General features: G+C 41.5%; 15 protein-coding genes and 1 pseudogene. 15 read left to right on the forward strand and 1 reads right to left on the reverse strand.

Annotated elements, in window-relative coordinates:
* The first annotated feature begins 25 nt into the window (after positions 1-25).
* Together P7J36_RS04520 and P7J36_RS04525 are read left to right on the forward strand one after the other, a co-directional pair.
* On the forward strand, positions 26-907 hold the full coding sequence (locus P7J36_RS04520; RefSeq protein WP_408551353.1) for a DUF975 family protein: 882 nt from the start codon (positions 26-28) through the stop codon (positions 905-907).
* 875 nt (positions 908-1,782) lie between these two features.
* Positions 1,783-2,145 (forward strand): DUF975 family protein, encoded by a 363-nt coding sequence (locus P7J36_RS04525; RefSeq protein ID WP_408551351.1) that lies wholly within the window; start codon positions 1,783-1,785, stop codon positions 2,143-2,145.
* A 20-nt stretch (positions 2,146-2,165) separates the two neighbouring features.
* On the opposite strand, the gene P7J36_RS04530 is transcribed toward P7J36_RS04525, so the two are convergent.
* On the reverse strand, positions 2,166-3,041 hold the full coding sequence (locus P7J36_RS04530; protein WP_408551350.1) for a CPBP family intramembrane glutamic endopeptidase: 876 nt from the start codon (positions 3,039-3,041) through the stop codon (positions 2,166-2,168).
* Positions 3,042-3,163: 122 nt separating this feature from the next.
* On the opposite strand from P7J36_RS04530, the gene P7J36_RS04535 reads away from it, so the two are divergent.
* The 13 genes and pseudogenes from P7J36_RS04535 (at position 3,164) to P7J36_RS04595 (ending at position 16,936) form a co-directional block, all read left to right on the forward strand.
* Entirely contained in the window at positions 3,164-3,775 is a 612-nt protein-coding gene (locus P7J36_RS04535; protein ID WP_253216176.1) for a DUF3885 domain-containing protein, read from the forward strand.
* A gap of 81 nt (positions 3,776-3,856) precedes the next feature.
* Positions 3,857-4,606, forward strand: a complete 750-nt coding sequence (locus tag P7J36_RS04540; protein WP_408551349.1) for a hypothetical protein — start codon at positions 3,857-3,859, stop codon at positions 4,604-4,606.
* A 349-nt stretch (positions 4,607-4,955) separates the two neighbouring features.
* Positions 4,956-6,959 carry a methionine--tRNA ligase gene (metG, locus tag P7J36_RS04545; protein ID WP_408551348.1) on the forward strand — a complete coding sequence of 668 codons (2,004 nt, stop codon included), beginning with the start codon at positions 4,956-4,958 and terminating at the stop codon, positions 6,957-6,959.
* A gap of 63 nt (positions 6,960-7,022) precedes the next feature.
* A complete protein-coding gene (locus P7J36_RS04550; RefSeq protein ID WP_408551347.1) occupies positions 7,023-7,973 on the forward strand; it encodes a competence protein CoiA in 951 nt (316 codons plus the stop codon).
* Positions 7,966-8,070 (forward strand): annotated as a pseudogene (locus P7J36_RS04555) (helix-turn-helix domain-containing protein); the annotation flags it as partial. The gene P7J36_RS04550 and the pseudogene P7J36_RS04555, both read left to right, overlap by 8 nt.
* 109 nt (positions 8,071-8,179) lie before the next feature.
* Complete coding sequence (pepF, locus tag P7J36_RS04560; RefSeq protein ID WP_408551346.1) at positions 8,180-9,982, forward strand: oligoendopeptidase F; 1,803 nt, start codon at positions 8,180-8,182, stop codon at positions 9,980-9,982.
* A gap of 1 nt (position 9,983) precedes the next feature.
* The gene (locus P7J36_RS04565; RefSeq protein WP_408551345.1) at positions 9,984-10,427 is read left to right on the forward strand and encodes a hypothetical protein; all 444 of its coding nucleotides are present in this window, start codon (positions 9,984-9,986) and stop codon (positions 10,425-10,427) included.
* A 10-nt stretch (positions 10,428-10,437) separates the two neighbouring features.
* A complete protein-coding gene (locus P7J36_RS04570; RefSeq protein WP_029176930.1) occupies positions 10,438-10,986 on the forward strand; it encodes a DUF6630 family protein in 549 nt (182 codons plus the stop codon).
* Between the two features lie 74 nt (positions 10,987-11,060).
* The gene (locus P7J36_RS04575) at positions 11,061-11,780 is read left to right on the forward strand and encodes an O-methyltransferase (protein ID WP_408551344.1); all 720 of its coding nucleotides are present in this window, start codon (positions 11,061-11,063) and stop codon (positions 11,778-11,780) included.
* 62 nt (positions 11,781-11,842) lie between these two features.
* On the forward strand, positions 11,843-12,823 hold the full coding sequence (prsA, locus tag P7J36_RS04580) for a peptidylprolyl isomerase PrsA (RefSeq protein ID WP_024377242.1): 981 nt from the start codon (positions 11,843-11,845) through the stop codon (positions 12,821-12,823).
* A gap of 207 nt (positions 12,824-13,030) precedes the next feature.
* On the forward strand, positions 13,031-13,516 hold the full coding sequence (locus tag P7J36_RS04585; RefSeq protein ID WP_408551343.1) for an LURP-one-related/scramblase family protein: 486 nt from the start codon (positions 13,031-13,033) through the stop codon (positions 13,514-13,516).
* Between the two features lie 394 nt (positions 13,517-13,910).
* Positions 13,911-16,529, forward strand: coding sequence for an alanine--tRNA ligase (gene alaS, locus P7J36_RS04590; RefSeq protein ID WP_408551342.1), 2,619 nt, complete (start codon positions 13,911-13,913; stop codon positions 16,527-16,529).
* Positions 16,530-16,738: 209 nt separating this feature from the next.
* Positions 16,739-16,936, forward strand: a complete 198-nt coding sequence (locus tag P7J36_RS04595) for a hypothetical protein (RefSeq protein WP_408551341.1) — start codon at positions 16,739-16,741, stop codon at positions 16,934-16,936.
* The last annotated feature ends 116 nt before the right edge of the window (positions 16,937-17,052 follow it).

Here is a 17,052-nt window from a genome sequence, read left to right on the forward strand (position 1 = left end):
ATAGATATATAAAAGGAGAAACGCAATGTCTAATAGCGATATTCGAGCTAAAGCAACGGTTATTCGTGAACAAACAGATGGGATGATAACCTTGTTTTTGGCACCTGTTTTGATTTCTTTTCTGTCAGGCATGCTTAACTATGGCTTGAAACAAATCTGGGGACGAACGGGTATCGTCTTTTGGGGAGAGACGATTGTAAAAGATGGTGTAACATGGAGTCACAATTATATATCGCTTGACCCGTCAATCATCTTTGATTTTATTGCACAATGTTTGATTGTGACGGCGTGTTTTCAACTCATAAGAGTCGTAAGAAAGCAGCGAGACAAGGTCAGCTTTTCAGAGTGTTTTAGTCTACTGGATGGGAAGAATTTTTTACCTATTCTGGTCACGACCTTTTTGAAAATGCTCGTTATTTATATAGCTGGTTTCCCAGCTGTCATTGGGATGGCTTTACTTAGTATTTCATTTTTCAGTACAGTTTTCATTGTTGGGGCTCCGGTTGGCTATCAGCCTGATTTCTCAGGATTTTTTAGCTCCTCCTATTTTCAAATAGGAGTAATCTTAGTTGTGATTGGCTTGGTTTGTGGTCTATTAGTAGATTATGGTCTCAGTCAGGTTCAATTTCTTCTTTATGATCATTTGGAAAATAATATTTATTCTTCTCCGTTTAAATTATTCAAACAGAGTTGGCAGTTGATGAAGGGGAATAAATGGCGCCGTTTCCTCTTGGATTTATCTTTTGTTGGCTGGTTTATTGGGGTTCTTTTGACGTTTGGTTTTTTGGGACTTTACGTATATCCATACTATTGGACTTGTCAGACTATATTTTATGAAGATTTGAAGGCCAAGAATCCATTGGTGTTTTCAACTTATAAATCAGTTATCTCTTCCACAGTAGCCTAGGGAGTATGGTGATAACAAATTATTAGGAATCCCTTCGTATTTTGGAGGGATTTTCCTGTTTTTAAGAGATGTTCTGGAAAATTAATGAGGCTGGGCAAAAAGCCCAGAACCACTACTCAGAGTTCGTGTCAACATCTCAGTGCAGTGGTTGATTGGCAGATTTGTTCGTGTTTTGCACTCCAAATCTGGCCTAATCAACTGTGCGGGGGTGGGAGTGAAACAGTCTGGGGATAGACTGTTTCAGCTCAACAACTGGAAATAAGGACTTGTTGACGAACTCTTTTTATCTTGGTCGAGTTCTTTCCCACTCCCTAATAGTAGGATGGTAAAGTAGTCCGATGTAGATAGAATATTTGCGACGTGACTTTATAAATAAGGAGAGAAAATTGGAGGGAAATTGTGATGAGGACGAGTGATATAGTATCAAGAGCGATGATGACTCGCGAGCGGACAAGAGGTACAACACTACTATTTTTGCCCTCCATTTTGCTATCTATTGTTTATGCTATACCAGTAACAATTTTTCACCTACTGACATTTCTAGAGCTCCGTCAAAACAGTGCTTTTGTGGAAGGGCGATTGGTTTCTTCAATCAGGTTGACCTATTTAGGTGAGTTCGGCTTCGCTCTGCTGTTACAGCTATTCATCGGTCTGTCCTGTTTTCATTTATTGGAATTGTTAAGAGGGGATAGACAGGAGTTTTCTTTAAAAGATAGTTTTTCATTTCTAAAGACAGAATGGAAGAAGCCTATCTGGACCACTTTTCTTTATTATTATTTACTTCTTTTTATGGCTGGTCTTCCAGCTAATCTAGGGGCTGCTTTATTTATTAAAGGTTTCACAATGAGTAGTTTGATGGTCTTATCTCCTGGGCAATGGCAGAGCTGGCAGTTCATCAGCCTAGTCAATTAATGAAGATAGGGGCTCCGATTTTCCTACTAGGAATGATTATTTACCTTTTTGTCTACTATACCTACTCACAGGTTGTTTTTGTCTTGTATGACTATTTGGATAATGCTAGTTATACTGGTCCCCTGGCTGTATTTAGGGAAAGTCGTTTCTTGATGAAAGGGAACTATTGGCAACGTATTTGGTTAGATTTATCCTTTTTAGGTTGGTTTATTGGGGAATTATTGACCCTTCATTTGTTATCTTTTTTTGTAACTCCTTACTATCATTTATCTAGGACTATTTTCTACGAAAAATTGAAAAAACAAAGACTGTCAGCTGTAGAGTAGCTAACAGTCTTTTATGATGATTATAGGGAGCTTGTTTTGGGCTTGAAATAGAGGTCGTAAACCAACCAGGAAATCATTATTCCTTGGACAAGCAAGCTGATGACGGAGCCTTCTACACCAAACTTTCCACCAGATAACCACTCAGGACCAGTGATACCGATTTGAACAAAGGCCTGACCAGCATCGGTGCCGCTGACTGGGAAAGCAAAAACATTCCCTTGGAAACAGTTCCACGCAGCGTGTAAGCCACCAATTACCCAAATGTTGCCTGTTTTGAGCATAATGAGGCAGGCAAGAACGGCAAATAGGGTTAAATCCAAAATTGGAATGAGTGAAATAGCATTGTTTCCGAGGTGGAGAAATGTGAAGAAGAGGGAAGAAACAATGATACCAATAGGAATATTGTGTTTAGCTGAAAGTGATGAGAACATCCATCCTCTTGTTAGAATTTCTTCTGTCGTACCTTGGATAGACCAGGCAAGGATAAGGATAATAAATTCTCCGACTAATTTTGTAGAGAACTGGATGCTTGTAAATTCAATCGCGCCTAATCCCCACATGATGAGTGTACAAGTGGTCAGCATTGCAGCTCCGATTCCCCAACCTAGTAGAAAATCTTTTCCCGCCCCTTTTTTGGTAAAACCAAGTCCTGCCCACGGGCTTTTTTCAATATACCGTGCCCATGAAATGACCATCAGGCTGATAAAAGCGAAAGCGAACAGTTCAAAACTTACAGAAAGGGTCTCGCTAAATGGGAGTAAAAAGCTTATTGGAGTGAAAATAACTGCTCCAAGTGAATCTCCTACTAGCAACAAAATAATAGCTACAATAGGAGAGGTGATGATGTTGAGATTGAAAGCTGATCGAGCCTTCTCATTGATAAATTCGGTTTTCATAGGACCTCCTTTTGCTAGATACTTTACTAGTGCGCTATTCTACCATATTTTTCCAAAGAAGACTAGACCTAATTTCCTAGTATATGGTAGAATAGTACAAAGCTATATAAGGAGAATAGTATATGGAATTGAATCAATGGCTGAAGTCCTTCCAGCTGAAAGATAATCGACTAGTGGGCCCATTCTTCTATGGCACACCTCTTGCTCTTAGATTTGAAATCGGGCCTGCAGACGAAGCAGAAGAATTACCAAGAGCAATCTATCTTGAAAGAGCCTATGCACGTGCAGTAGAACTTTTTGAGCAGGCTAGTTCAGAATACGACTATATGCTCCTTTCGCTCCTTCGACAGGAAGATAGGGACATAGACACCTACCTCTGGCATTTTTCATCGAAATTTAACTTCGACAAGGTTCCTGAGCCTGAGTTGATAGAAGTGGAGGACTGGACGGGAGATGTGCTAGTCTTTGAGCGCTATCTTTTCCCAGTTACCGACCAAGACCTGAACGCTTTGTTGAGGGAGATTGTGAGAGCTGATCACGGTGGTTTCAACTATCTATCAAGTTCTGTTCTCTTCCTATCTAGTCAGGACAATATCATCTATCATTGCTACGATGATCGGGGAGTTGATATTGCTGTTTTAGATGATGACAAACGTTTGGAGCTCTTTACAGACTGCCATGATCTCCTATTTGACTATGATATGGAGGAGATGGAGAGAAGGGTGAGAGGGTAGGAAAAAAATGTATATCTGATGACCGTCTTCCACAGTAATTAGGATATTATAGTACATAACTAATTTTTAGGGAGCAAATCAATGCCTTACCGTAAATTAACATCAAGAGATCGGACTTTTATCAAAGGTCAGACGGACCGCTTGCTGAATCAGATGAATAGCAATGCGGAATATTTGGCGACTGTACAGACCTATGAGACAGCCAAGGCTCGTGCCAACCAAGCCTATCTGGCAATGGAACTGGAAAATGATCCAGAGAAAAAGTTACGACTGGCAAAATTGGTTGAAACCTATTCTGCCCAAGCCCAGTCTATATTAGATGATTGGGAAGCGAGAAATAGCAGAGCTGAAAAAGAAGCTAGGAATATAAAACTGATTTTGTGGCTGACCGTGCTCTTTGCACTTAGTTTTATCTTCCCTGTTAATATTATTCTAGCCCTCCTATTTGCAGTCTGGTTCTATCGGAATTACCTTTGTTCAAGCAGAATTGCCCAAGTGCCTAAGTCTACTGCGAGCCAGTCATTAGTGACAGAAGAGGAAAGTTATGAAGACTGGTTGACAAAAAAGATAGTTACACTTAACAAAGACAAGCGTGAGTGGACAGAGGGCGTACTTGCAAAATATGACAGTTTGGATGAAATAGCAGCAGGTATTGGTAAAATTAATGAGCAGGATAAAGAAGCTGGTAAGAAAATTCTTCATCGCTATCAAGCAATCTTAGCTGATATTGAAAAATTACCAGATTCTGACCAGAAAACCTATTATTTAGATTTTCATCGAGAAATGATAGCTGATTTGGGAAATGTATTTGAACAACTCCATATCGTATAAGAATACCGGAAACAGTTCCAAACTGGTTCCGGTTTTTCGATATTCGTCAATAGATAAGACTGAAACTATTCTTTTATAGAGAAGATAGACCTTATACTCTTCGAAAATCAAAATTATCCGTTGTCAACTTGCCTTGATGAACTCCAGTTCTATCTTCGGCTTCGTTTCCTAGGCTACTTTTGATTTTCATTGAGTATTAGCTTTCTACTCGGCTTGTATCATATCATATGTATAGCATGTGAAGGAAGACTTGTATTTAGAACCGCTTTGTGATTTAGCTGAAAATATGATAAAATAGGGTGTTATCAAGAACAGGGTTTCATTTGCCCTGAGTTGAAAGGAAAAAAACATGACAAAAACACCGTTTTATATCACCACACCGATTTATTATCCGTCTGGAAAACTTCATATCGGTTCAGCTTACACGACCATTGCCTGCGATGTATTGGCTCGTTACAAACGCCTTATGGGACATGACGTCTACTATCTAACAGGGCTTGATGAGCACGGACAAAAGATTGAGGAGAAGGCCAAAGAGGCTGGTTTGACACCGCAAGCCTACGTTGACGGCATGGCGGTTGGCGTCAAGGAGCTCTGGAGCTTGCTAGACATCTCTTACGACAAGTTCATCCGCACGACTGATGATTACCACGAGGAAGTGGTGGCGGCTGTTTTTGAAAAATTGCTGGCGCAGGACGACATTTACTTGGGAGAGTATTCTGGATGGTACTCTGTATCGGACGAGGAATTCTTCACCGAGAGTCAATTAGAAGAGGTCTTCCGAGATGAAAACGGCAAGGTAACAGGCGGGATTGCTCCGAGCGGTCACGAGGTTGCCTGGGTTTCAGAAGAATCCTACTTCCTCCGCCTCAGCAAGTATCAGGATAAATTGGTCGAGTTCTTCAATGCTCATCCAGACTTTATCCAGCCAGACGGCCGCCTCAATGAAATTATGAAAAACTTCATCGAGCCAGGCTTGGAAGATTTGGCAGTATCTCGTACCTCATTTACCTGGGGCGTGCCTGTTCCGTCAAATCCTAAACACGTTGTTTACGTATGGATTGATGCCCTGCTCAACTACGCGACGGCCTTGGGTTATGGTCAGGAAGAGACAGCTAACTACGACAAGTTCTGGAATGGAACAGTTTACCACATGGTTGGGAAGGACATTCTTCGCTTCCACTCCATTTACTGGCCAATCATGCTCATGATGTTGGATATGAAGCTGCCAGACCGCTTGGTTGCTCATGGCTGGTTTGTCATGAAAGATGGCAAGATGTCCAAGTCTAAGGGCAATGTGGTCTATCCAGAAATGTTGGTCGAGCGTTTCGGATTGGATCCACTCCGTTACTACCTCATGCGTAGTCTGCCAGTCGGCTCTGACGGCACCTTTACACCAGAAGACTACGTTGGCCGTATCAACTATGAACTGGCCAATGACCTTGGAAACTTGCTCAACCGTACAGTTGCGATGATTAACAAGTACTTTGGCGGTCAGGTGCCAACTTTTGTTGCCAATGTGACGGATTTTGATGCGGACTTGGCGGCAGTAGTAGCTGAAAACTTGGCAAGCTACCACAAGTATATGGAAGCTGTTGACTATCCACGTGCCTTGGAAGCGGTTTGGAATATCATCTCCCGTACCAACAAGTACATCGATGAAACAGCACCGTGGGTCTTGGCAAAAGAAGAAGCCGACCGTGACAAGTTGGCAGCCGTTATGGCCCACTTGACAGCAGGTCTTCGTGTGGTGGCGCACCTCATTCAACCATTTATGATGACGACGTCAAATGCTATAATGGAACAGCTTGGTTTGGGAACAGCATTTGACCTTGAAAACCTTGACTTTGCAGGTCTTCCAGCTGGTTTGACAGTAGTCGCAAAAGGCACACCTATCTTCCCACGACTCGATATGGAAGAGGAAATTGCCTATATCCAAGCCCAAATGGGTGGTAGCTCTGCTATTTCCCAAGAGGAAGAAAAAGAATGGGACCCAGCTGACGTGGAGCTGAAAAACGAGAAAGCCGCGATCAAGTTCGAGGACTTCGACAAGGTGGAAATCCGCGTGGCCGAAGTCAAGGAAGTGGCCAAAGTAGAGGGTTCTGATAAGTTGCTCAAATTCCGTCTGGACGCAGGTGACGGTCAGGACCGCCAAATCCTGTCCGGTATCGCCAAATATTATCCAAATGAGCAGGAGTTGGTCGGCAAGAAAGTCCAAATCGTTGCCAACCTCAAGCCACGTAAGATGATGGGCTTGCTCAGTCAGGGCATGATCCTCTCAGCCGAACACGACGGCAATTTAACACTCTTAACAGTAGACCCATCAGTGCCAAACGGCAGTCAGATTGGGTAATAAAGTTCAAACACTCAGTGAATCTGGGTGTTTTTTTGCGAACTAATATAGAAAGGAGGGTCTATGTTAGTTGCACTTGATGAAGATGGGCAAGTTTTTAATGTCTTGGAAAATTCTGCGCCGCAAGGTCGCTTTTGCTGTCCAGGTTGTGGAGGCCTGGTCCGATACAAATCCGGCAAAGTCCTGCGTTCGCATTTTGCCCATGTCACCCTGCGGGATTGTAGCTACTTCTCCGAGAATGAGTCTGCCCAACATCTGTCACTCAAGTCTTGTCTGTACAGGTGGTTAATCAATGAGGAACAAGTTGAACTTGAAAAATGCCTGCCAGAGTTAGGTCAAATAGCGGACTTATTTGTCAATGACCGTTTAGTCTTGGAAGTGCAGTGTTCCAGTCTACCCATTTCTCGTTTGCAGCTGAGGACGCAAGCCTATCGAGAGGCAGGTTATCTGGTCCTTTGGCTGCTTGGCAAGGATTTGTGGCTCAAGGATAGGTTGACCAAATTGCATAAGCAATTTCTCTCTTTTAGTATGAATATGGGTTTTCATCTCTGGGAATTGGATGACGAGAAAAAAGAATTGCGGCTCCGTTACCTCATTCATGAAGATTTGCGAGGTAAGGTGCATTGTCTGACCAAGGCCTTTCCCTTTGGTCAGGGAAACTTACTGGATATATTACGTTTACCTTTTTCCAAGCAAGCTTTATCTAGCATGACTTGTCCAATGGATGAGGATTTGCCTCGCTACATTGCTCAACAGCTTTATTACAAATCCCCCAAATGGCTCGCCCTGCAAGCAGAGGCTTATGGCCGTGGAGAAAATCTACTGACCAAGACAGCATTAGACTGGTATCCCCACATCCGCTTGCCCCGCTCTGCTATTGGCTTTGCCCAAATACAAAAAGATTTAACCCTAGTTTATCAGGCCTTTGAACACTATTATTCGGAGGTCAAGGACAAGCGGATACAAGCGGTTTATCCACCAGCAGTTTATTGGAGGAAAAAAATAAACAGGTAAAACTAGTCCACAATTGGACACAGTCTTGAAGGTATTGGCTAGTCTAGGCAAAACTTTAGCAGTCGTGCCTTTGAAACAGGAACGACATTTTCAATAGTGTAATTTGCATTATGTAACTTTATTATAGTAATTATTATGAAAGCCCTCACTTTCCGTTGGAAAGTAGGGCATTTTTATGTTAGAATATTTTTTACGGAGGATTTATTATGTCTAAACAACGTCATGAAATTGAAGAAAAATACCAATGGGATTTGACTACTATTTTCCCAACAGATGAAGCATGGGAAGCAGAACTTGCAGATTTGCAAGCAGAAACAGAAAAAACAAAAGAATTTGCTGGGCATTTGCTTGACTCAGCTAAGAACCTTTTGGAAATCAGCGAAACGCAACTCGGTCTCATGCGTCGCATTGAAAAACTCTATGTTTATGCGTCTATGAAAAACGACCAAGATACTCGTGAAGGTAAATACCAGGAATTTCAGGCTAAGGCTATGGGGCTTTATTCTGCTTTTTCACAAGCATTTGCCTTCTATGAGCCGGAATTTATGGCTATTACTGAAGAGCAGTTGGAAGCTTTTAAAGCAGAAGAGCCAGCTCTTGTGCAGTACAGCCATCAATTTGAAAAACTTCTGGCAGCTAAGGACCATGTCTTGTCACAAGAAGTAGAAGAAGTCCTTGCAGCGACCAGCGAGATTTTCGAATCACCTGCTGAAACCTTCTCAGTCTTGGACAATGCAAGCCTACGCTTCCCAGAAATTGCAGACGAGGATGGTCATTTGGTACCACTCTCTCACGGCAATTATATTCACTTCATGGAGTCTAAAAACCGCGACGTCCGTCAAGAAGCATATGAGGCTATGTACGGTACCTACGAACAGTTCCAGCATACCTACGCTAAGACTCTGCAGTCTAACGTTAAGGTCAATAACCTGAAAGCTCGTTTGCGTAAGTACGACTCAGCCCGCCACGCATCACTTGCAGCCAATTTTATTCCAGAATCCGTTTACGATACATTAGTAGCGGCAGTCAACAAGCACCTTCCGCTCTTGCACCGTTATATCAATTTGCGTAAGAAACTCCTAGGTATTGATGACTTGAAGATGTACGATATGTACACACCATTGTCAGATTTCAGCACCAAGATTTCCTATGAAGATGCACTCAAGAAATGCCAAGAAACCTTGGAAATTTTTGGTGAGGATTATTCGGCTATTGTAAAAGAAGCCTTTGAAAACCGCTGGATTGACGTCCATGTCAATGAAGGAAAACGCTCAGGAGCATACTCAGGAGGTGCCTACGACACCAACGCCTTCATGCTTCTCAACTGGCAGGATAACTTGGATAACATGTACACTCTTATCCATGAAACAGGCCACTCTCTCCATTCTATGTTGACTCGTAAGACTCAACCCTATGTCTATGGACATTATTCCCTCTTCTTGGCTGAAATTGCTTCAACGACCAATGAAAACCTTTTGACAGAAAAACTCTTGGCAGAAGTAGAAGATGACAAGGAACGCTTTGCTATTCTCAATCACTACCTAGATGGATTCCGTGGTACAGTCTTCCGCCAGACCCAATTTGCAGAGTTTGAGCAAGCTATCTACAAGGCAGACCAGGAAGGTCAAGTCTTGACGGCTGATTTCCTCAATGAATTGTACGGTCAGACAAATGAGAAATACTACGGACTTTCTGCAGAAGAAAATCCAGAAATCCAGTTTGAGTGGGCTCGTATTCCACACTTCTATTACAATTTCTATGTCTATCAGTATGCGACAGGTTTCGCAGCAGCATCAGCTCTAGCAAACAAGATTGTCAATGGTAGTCCAGAAGACAAAGAAAACTATCTCAACTACTTGAAGGCTGGTAGCTCAGATTATTCCCTCAATGTCATTGCCAAAGCAGGCGTAGACATGACCAAGGAAGATTACCTCAACGATGCCTTCAAGGTATTTGAGGCTCGTTTGGAAGAATTAGAAGCGCTCGTTGAGAAAGGTGTGCACCTCTAATATGATTTCCTATAAACGTTCGATTGTCATTCACAGTGTGATTAGTCTTGTTTTAATCTTAATCGGTCTTGGTGGTTTGACCAGGCCTGAACCATCTGTTGGAAGTGTTATCTATTTGATATTTTTACAACCTTTGCTGGTTTATATATATATATTGAGAAAGCAAAAGGCTGTTTTTATCTTGACAAAACAGTACCTAGAATTTCAAGAACACTTTTGGAGTGAACGCCAGCGCTATTCGTTAGAAGAGATTGCGGAGATTCGCTACCTTGTTTCTCCTGTCTATCGTGGCTATCAATCGAAACGTTTGCGAATTGTAGGAAATAAGGGAGAACTACTTGCAGTCGTCAATTTGAATAAGCTTGATGGTGCAGATTTTAATGATATTTACCATTTTGTAGAGCAAGTAGCACCGCATATAAGATGGGATTTTTCAAATTCATAATGGAGGTACTATGTTAACGGAAGAACAGCTACAGGACATTTTTGAACTGGCGGACCTCATGTCAAATGGTGACAGGGAGCTATTTCTCCAACTTAGAGATGTGGTTTTTGCTAGTGATCCGAATCAGATTCTAGACTCTATCGAACGCATCCTAGAACCAGATTCATTCGATGATTTCTTGGACCGTGTTGGGGAGTCTGAAAAGGAAAATCTGTGGTTAATCTTGATAAAATTACTAGAGCATTTTAATTATATTTGTGTGCGTGATTATAAGGATAATCTTGAAGATTTTATCTACTTTTTTGACCGTCTTCATCAAGTCCGCAATGCAGGGATTTCTCTCAAATTGGATTCAGATGGATTAAATCCAGCTGCCTCTATTTCAGAATGGGCAAGAGTCGTTGATAGCAAATATCTTGATGAAAACTTTTGTCTAGGGGCAGTAGATATGGACACGGATAGTTACTATCTCTTTTTCAGTAAGCAAGCGACTTTTGTTCGACTTCAAGAACTAGCTGGAAATTTAGGGTATCGAATTGATTACGCAAAAAATATGTAAAGAAAAGGTGGGGAAACCTACCTTTTAGTGTGTTGAGGAAGAAAATCTTGTCGGCTTATGATATAATGGATTCTATGGTCGAATCATATAGTAAAAACGCAAATCACAATATGCGCCGTCCTGTCGTTAAGGAAGAAATTGTGGATTTTATGCGAACACGCCAGGCGCAAAATACAGGGTTTTTGAAAGAACTGGAAGAGTTTGCTCGTCAAGAAAATATTCCAGTCATCCCTCATGAAACGGTAGCCTATTTCCGCTTGCTGATGCAGACACTTCAACCTAAACGTATTTTAGAAATTGGAACAGCAATTGGTTTCTCTGCCCTATTAATGGCTGAGAATAGTCCGCAATCAAAGATTACGACAATTGATCGCAACGAAGAGATGATTGGATTTGCCAGGGAAAATTTTGCCAAGTTTGATTGCCGTAAGCAAATTGAATTACTGGAAGGTGAAGCTATGGATATTCTTCCGACTTTACCAGATAACACATATGATTTTGTTTTCATGGATTCTGCTAAATCAAAATATATTGTATTTTTACCAGAAGTCTTGAAAAAGGTCAAAGTAGGTGGTTTAATCATTTTGGATGACATCTTCCAAGGAGGAGATGTTGCAAAGGACATCAAGGATGTCAGAAGAGGGCAGCGCACTATTTATAAGGGATTGCAACGTTTATTCGATGCGACTTTGGATAATCCAGATGTGACTGCTAGTCTTGTCTCCATGAGCGACGGTCTCCTTATGTTGAGAAAAAATAGGGAAAATGTTGACTTAAAACATATAGAAATTTAAGAAGTTTTTAAGCTTTTGTGTTATAATGAAAGAGTTAACGAAAAAAAGGAGAGAGTCTTTAAATGAAGCAAACTAAAAAAATTCTCGCGGGTGCAGTAACACTCTTTGCTGCGGTAACACTCGCTGCTTGTTCCAATGCAGCTGATAAAGATATCATTACGATGAAAGGCAACACGATTACTGTGTCTGAGTTTTATGAGAAGGTAAAAACAAACTCTCAAGCTCAACAAGTTCTATTGTCAATGATTATTAGTAATGTATTTGAAGACCAGTATGGTGACAAAGTGACTGCAAAAGAAGTCGATGAGGCTTATGACAAAATGGCAGAGCAATATGGTGATTCATTTGCAACAGCTCTTTCTTCAGCTGGCTTGACTCAAGAAACTTACAAAGAACAAATCCGTACTAATAAATTAGTTGAGTATGCTGTAAAACAGGCCGCTGAGAAGGAATTGACTGATGAGAACTACAAGGCAGCTTATGATGCCTATACCCCAGAAGTAACAGCACGTGTCATCAAATTGACAGACGAAGCTAAGGCAAATGAAGTTTTAGCGGCAGCACAAGCTGAAGGTGCAGATTTTGCTCAATTGGCGAAAGACAATTCTACGGATACTGCTACAAAAGACAATGGAGGCGAAGTACAATTCGATTCAACTTCAACAACTGTTCCTACAGAAGTTCAAAACGCGGTCTTTGCTTTGGATGCAGGCCAAGTAGGGGCATCCGTTATTTCAGTAGTAGATATGACAACTTATACAACTAGCTACTATGTTGTAAAATTAGAAGCGAAGTCAGAAAAATCTGCCAACTGGGAAGACTATAAAGATAAGTTGAAAGAGATTATTTTGGCGCAAAAGCAAAGTGATTCAACATTTGTTGCTACTGTACTGAAAGAAGCGCTCCAAAAAGCAAACGTTAAGGTTAAAGACAGTGCTTTCCAAAATCTTCTTTCACAATATGTGACAACAGAAGAAAGCAGTTCTTCATCAACGGAAAGTTCTTCTTCTACAACAGAATCTTCTAGTTCTTCAGGTCAATAATTGACGCTTTACTTATTAAGAATAGATACTTGATTACTTAGTTCAGAAAATTGGCGGTTGTTGCGAGCCATCTAAGCCAAGTATCTTGCTACTTAATAGAACAATTGAATATAGGTTATGAAATGAGAATGACAAGTCATTGAATGAAGGTGGTACCGCGGTTTTTCGCCCTTCGTTTGGTTTCTTGTTATTTTTTTGGAGGTTATCATGAAGCAATTTCAAGTCAAACAACGCTTTACCTTCGGTGGTGAAAAATTTGATATTCGTGATAGTTTTGGGGATCTTGCTTATCAAGTGGAGGGCTCTTTTCTCGAAATTCCAAAACGATTTATCGTGATCAATTCCAGAGGTGGGGAAGTTTGTCAGATTACTAAGAAGTTTTTGACCTTCCTGCCCCAGTTTACCATTGATATGGCAGATGGTCATTCATTCTACTTGCAAAAGGAATTTACTTTTTTCAAGGATCGCTATACTGTGGAAAATCTAGGTTTAATCCTAGACGGAAATATCTGGGATTTGGATTTTCGCTTGAAAAGGCCAGATGGTACGCTTGTGGCTGAAATCTCCAAAGAACTCTTTCATTTCACTTCTCATTATTCCGTTACTGTCTTGGAGGATTCCTATGCAGATTTGGTCATTTCCCTGGTGGTCGCAATTGACTATGTCGAAATGATGGAAGATGCATCGAGATAATCGTAACATAAAATTTTTAAAATTGGTTTAGTTGGCTAACTTGCTAAATTGAACCTATCTAATAAAAACGAAAGGAAAGGGCATCGAGTTTATTTTGAAATGAACTCGGGCTACAGACTTTGTCAAAAATAGAAACACTTCCTAGACGCAAGCGTCTTCATCAGGTTTCCTATTTTGACGGTGTCCGCTTAACGCCCTTAGTATCTTAGTTGAACTCGGGCTACGGACTTTCCCCTAAATTATCAAATATGAAAGGAAATGTTTAATTTGGATAATTTTCTGAATTGAACACGCCCGGAAGGCTCGGAAAAAAGATAAACTGTCTAGGAAATCAGGATTTCCTGTCAGTTTCCTATTTTTCAGTCGCCTTCTAATCGGGCTTGGTATCATAATTATGAAACAATTATCATCAGCACAAATTCGTCAAATGTGGTTGGATTTCTGGAAATCAAAGGGTCATTCTGTTGAGCCTTCAGCAAATCTTGTCCCAGTAAACGATCCAACTCTTTTGTGGATCAACTCTGGTGTGGCAACACTTAAAAAATATTTCGATGGCTCTGTCATTCCTGACAATCCACGGATTACAAACGCACAAAAATCAATCCGTACCAACGATATTGAAAACGTTGGTAAGACAGCACGTCACCACACTATGTTTGAAATGCTTGGTAACTTCTCTATTGGTGATTATTTCCGTGATGAAGCGATTGAGTGGGGCTTTGAGCTCTTGACAAGCCCAGAATGGTTTGCCTTTCCAAAAGACAAGCTCTATATGACTTACTATCCAGATGATGTGGATTCATACAATCGTTGGATTGCTCTTGGTGTTGAGCCAAGCCACTTGGTTCCACTTGAAGATAACTTCTGGGAAATCGGTGCAGGTCCTTCTGGTCCAGATACGGAGATTTTCTTTGACCGCGGTACTGACTTTGACCCTGAAAACATTGGTATCCGTCTCTTGGAAGAAGATATTGAAAACGACCGTTACATTGAGATTTGGAATATCGTTCTGTCACAATTCAATGCTGATCCAGCGGTACCACGTTCTGAGTACAAGGAATTGCCAAACAAAAACATTGATACGGGCGCTGGTTTGGAGCGTTTGGCAGCTATTTTCCAAGGGGCTAAGACTAACTTTGAAACGGACCTCTTCTTGCCAATCATTCGTGAAGTAGAAAAGATTTCTGGTAAGACCTATGACCAAGATGGCGATAACATGAGCTTCAAGGTTATCGCAGACCACATCCGTGCTCTTTCATTTGCCATTGGTGACGGTGCCCTTCCTGGAAATGAAGGTCGTGGTTATGTCCTTCGTCGTCTCCTTCGTCGTGCTTCTATGCATGGTCAACGTTTGGGTATTACGGAGCCATTCTTGTACAAATTGGTGGAGACAGTTGGCAATATCATGGAAAGCTACTATCCAGAAGTACTTGAAAAACGTGCCTTCATTGAGAAGATTGTTAAGAGTGAAGAAGAGTCGTTTGCTCGTACTATCCATACAGGTTCACAATTTGCTGAGCAATTGATGGATAAATTGGCAGCAGAAGGTAAGTCTGAGATTGATGGTCGTGACATTTTCAAACTCTATGATACCTATGGTTTCCAAGTAGAATTGACAGAAGAATTGGCTGAGCACCGTGGAATGACCCTTGATATTGCTGGTTTTGAAGCGGCTATGAAAGAGCAACAGGACCGTGCCCGTGCCTCAGTTGTCAAAGGTGGTTCAATGGGTATGCAAAATGAAACTCTGGCTGCTATCACAGAAGAGTCGACCTTTGTTTACGGCCAAACAGCTCTTGAAGCAAGCTTATCTGTCATTGTGGCTGATAATGCGCGTACAGAAGCAGTCTCAGAAGGTCAAGCCCTCCTTGTCTTTGACCAAACACCATTCTATGCAGAAATGGGTGGTCAGGTTGCAGACCATGGTTTTGTGAAAAATGCTGCTGGAGACATTGTTGCGACTGTCATCGATGTGCAGAAAGCACCAAATGGTCAACCATTGCACACAGTTGAACTGTCCGCAAGCATTTCAGTTGGTCAAACCTACACACTTGAAATCGAAACAAAACGCCGTAAGGGTGTTGAGAAGAACCACACAGCAACTCACTTGCTCCATGCAGCTCTTCACAATATTATCGGCGAGCATGCAACACAGGCTGGTTCCTTGAACGAGCAAGATATCCTCCGCTTTGACTTTACGCACTTTGAGGCAGTTACTGCGGAAGAACTTCGTCGTATTGAAGAAGAAGTCAATGAGCAAATTTGGAATGCCATTCCAGTTGTGACGGTTGAAACCGATATTGACACAGCTAAGGAAATGGGTGCTATGGCCCTCTTCGGTGAAAAATACGGTAAAGACGTCCGCATTGTTACTATCGGTGACTATTCTGTCGAGCTCTGTGGTGGTACCCATGTTAGCAACACCGCTGAAATCGGTATCTTCAAGATTTTGAAAGAAGAAGGTATCGGTTCAGGTACTCGCCGTATCATTGCGGTAACAGGCCGTGAAGCCTTTCTTGCCTATCGTGACCAAGAAGATGCCCTCAAAGAAGTAGCGGCAACCATCAAGTCACCACAGATCAAGGAAGTGCCAAACAAGGTTGAAAGTCTTGCTCAGCAAGTTCGTGACCTGCAAAAAGAAAATGCAGCTCTGAAAGAAAAAGCAGCGGCAGCTGCTGCTGGTGATGTCTTCAAAGAGGTCAAGGATGCTAACGGCATTCGCTACATTGCTAGCCAAGTCCAAGTTTCAGATGCAGGTGCCCTCCGTACCTTCGCTGACAACTGGAAGCAGAAAGACTACTCTGATGTCTTGGTGTTGGTTGCGGCAATCGGTGATAAGGTCAATGTCCTTGTAGCCAGCAAATCAAGCGATGTTCATGCAGGCAACCTCATCAAAGTCCTTGCACCAATCGTAGCAGGTCGTGGTGGTGGTAAGCCAGATATGGCCATGGCAGGTGGTAGCGATGCCTCTGCAATCCAAAACCTCTTGAACAGCGTAGCTGAAAACTTGTAATTGATACTGAAAACTCTTTTATCCTCTGGATGAAGGAGTTTTTTTGTAATCCATTCTAGTCATTTTGACAAATTTCATAAACTTTTTGACAAAAATTATTATTTTTTTGACAAATATGGTTGTCAAAAAGGAAAAGAAGTGTTACAATAATATCAAGATAAAAATCAAAAAGGTTCATCTGATACGATGAACAGATAAGGAGTCACCAAATGAAACAACCTTTTATGATTACAGAAACAACCATTGCGCGTGCAGTCGAAATAGGGTCCATTCTATTATTGGTTTATATTCTCCTTTCTGATTTGCTGGGTTGGAGCGATATGGACACAGCTCTAATGACTACTCTAATTGCCTCAATTGCTTGTATCGAAGCAAGTTTACAAATGGATAAAAAAGGAAATAAGTAAAAGTCTAGTGGTAAAAAGTCAATAGAAAGTTGAGAAAATTCTAGTTGTTTTTTTAGAAAACAGGGTACACTAAAAACACCTAGTGAAAATCGCTTTTTTTCACCAGTTTATCCAAG

The organism is Streptococcus suis (genome assembly GCF_046032115.1).
In the GTDB taxonomy this organism is placed as follows: domain Bacteria; phylum Bacillota; class Bacilli; order Lactobacillales; family Streptococcaceae; genus Streptococcus; species Streptococcus suis_AJ.

Excerpts from the sequence above, each read along its gene's own strand:
- P7J36_RS04520 (WP_408551353.1), top strand. The coding sequence starts at position 26 with ATGTCTAATAGCGATATTCGAGCTAAAGCAACGGTTATTCGTGAACAA.
- P7J36_RS04525 (WP_408551351.1), top strand. The coding sequence starts at position 1,783 with ATGGCAGAGCTGGCAGTTCATCAGCCTAGTCAATTAATGAAGATAGGG.
- P7J36_RS04530 (WP_408551350.1), bottom strand. The coding sequence starts at position 3,041 with ATGAAAACCGAATTTATCAATGAGAAGGCTCGATCAGCTTTCAATCTC.
- P7J36_RS04535 (WP_253216176.1), top strand. The coding sequence starts at position 3,164 with ATGGAATTGAATCAATGGCTGAAGTCCTTCCAGCTGAAAGATAATCGA.
- P7J36_RS04540 (WP_408551349.1), top strand. The coding sequence starts at position 3,857 with ATGCCTTACCGTAAATTAACATCAAGAGATCGGACTTTTATCAAAGGT.
- metG (WP_408551348.1), top strand. The coding sequence starts at position 4,956 with ATGACAAAAACACCGTTTTATATCACCACACCGATTTATTATCCGTCT.
- P7J36_RS04550 (WP_408551347.1), top strand. The coding sequence starts at position 7,023 with ATGTTAGTTGCACTTGATGAAGATGGGCAAGTTTTTAATGTCTTGGAA.
- pepF (WP_408551346.1), top strand. The coding sequence starts at position 8,180 with ATGTCTAAACAACGTCATGAAATTGAAGAAAAATACCAATGGGATTTG.
- P7J36_RS04565 (WP_408551345.1), top strand. The coding sequence starts at position 9,984 with ATGATTTCCTATAAACGTTCGATTGTCATTCACAGTGTGATTAGTCTT.
- P7J36_RS04570 (WP_029176930.1), top strand. The coding sequence starts at position 10,438 with ATGTTAACGGAAGAACAGCTACAGGACATTTTTGAACTGGCGGACCTC.
- P7J36_RS04575 (WP_408551344.1), top strand. The coding sequence starts at position 11,061 with ATGGTCGAATCATATAGTAAAAACGCAAATCACAATATGCGCCGTCCT.
- prsA (WP_024377242.1), top strand. The coding sequence starts at position 11,843 with ATGAAGCAAACTAAAAAAATTCTCGCGGGTGCAGTAACACTCTTTGCT.
- P7J36_RS04585 (WP_408551343.1), top strand. The coding sequence starts at position 13,031 with ATGAAGCAATTTCAAGTCAAACAACGCTTTACCTTCGGTGGTGAAAAA.
- alaS (WP_408551342.1), top strand. The coding sequence starts at position 13,911 with ATGAAACAATTATCATCAGCACAAATTCGTCAAATGTGGTTGGATTTC.
- P7J36_RS04595 (WP_408551341.1), top strand. The coding sequence starts at position 16,739 with ATGAAACAACCTTTTATGATTACAGAAACAACCATTGCGCGTGCAGTC.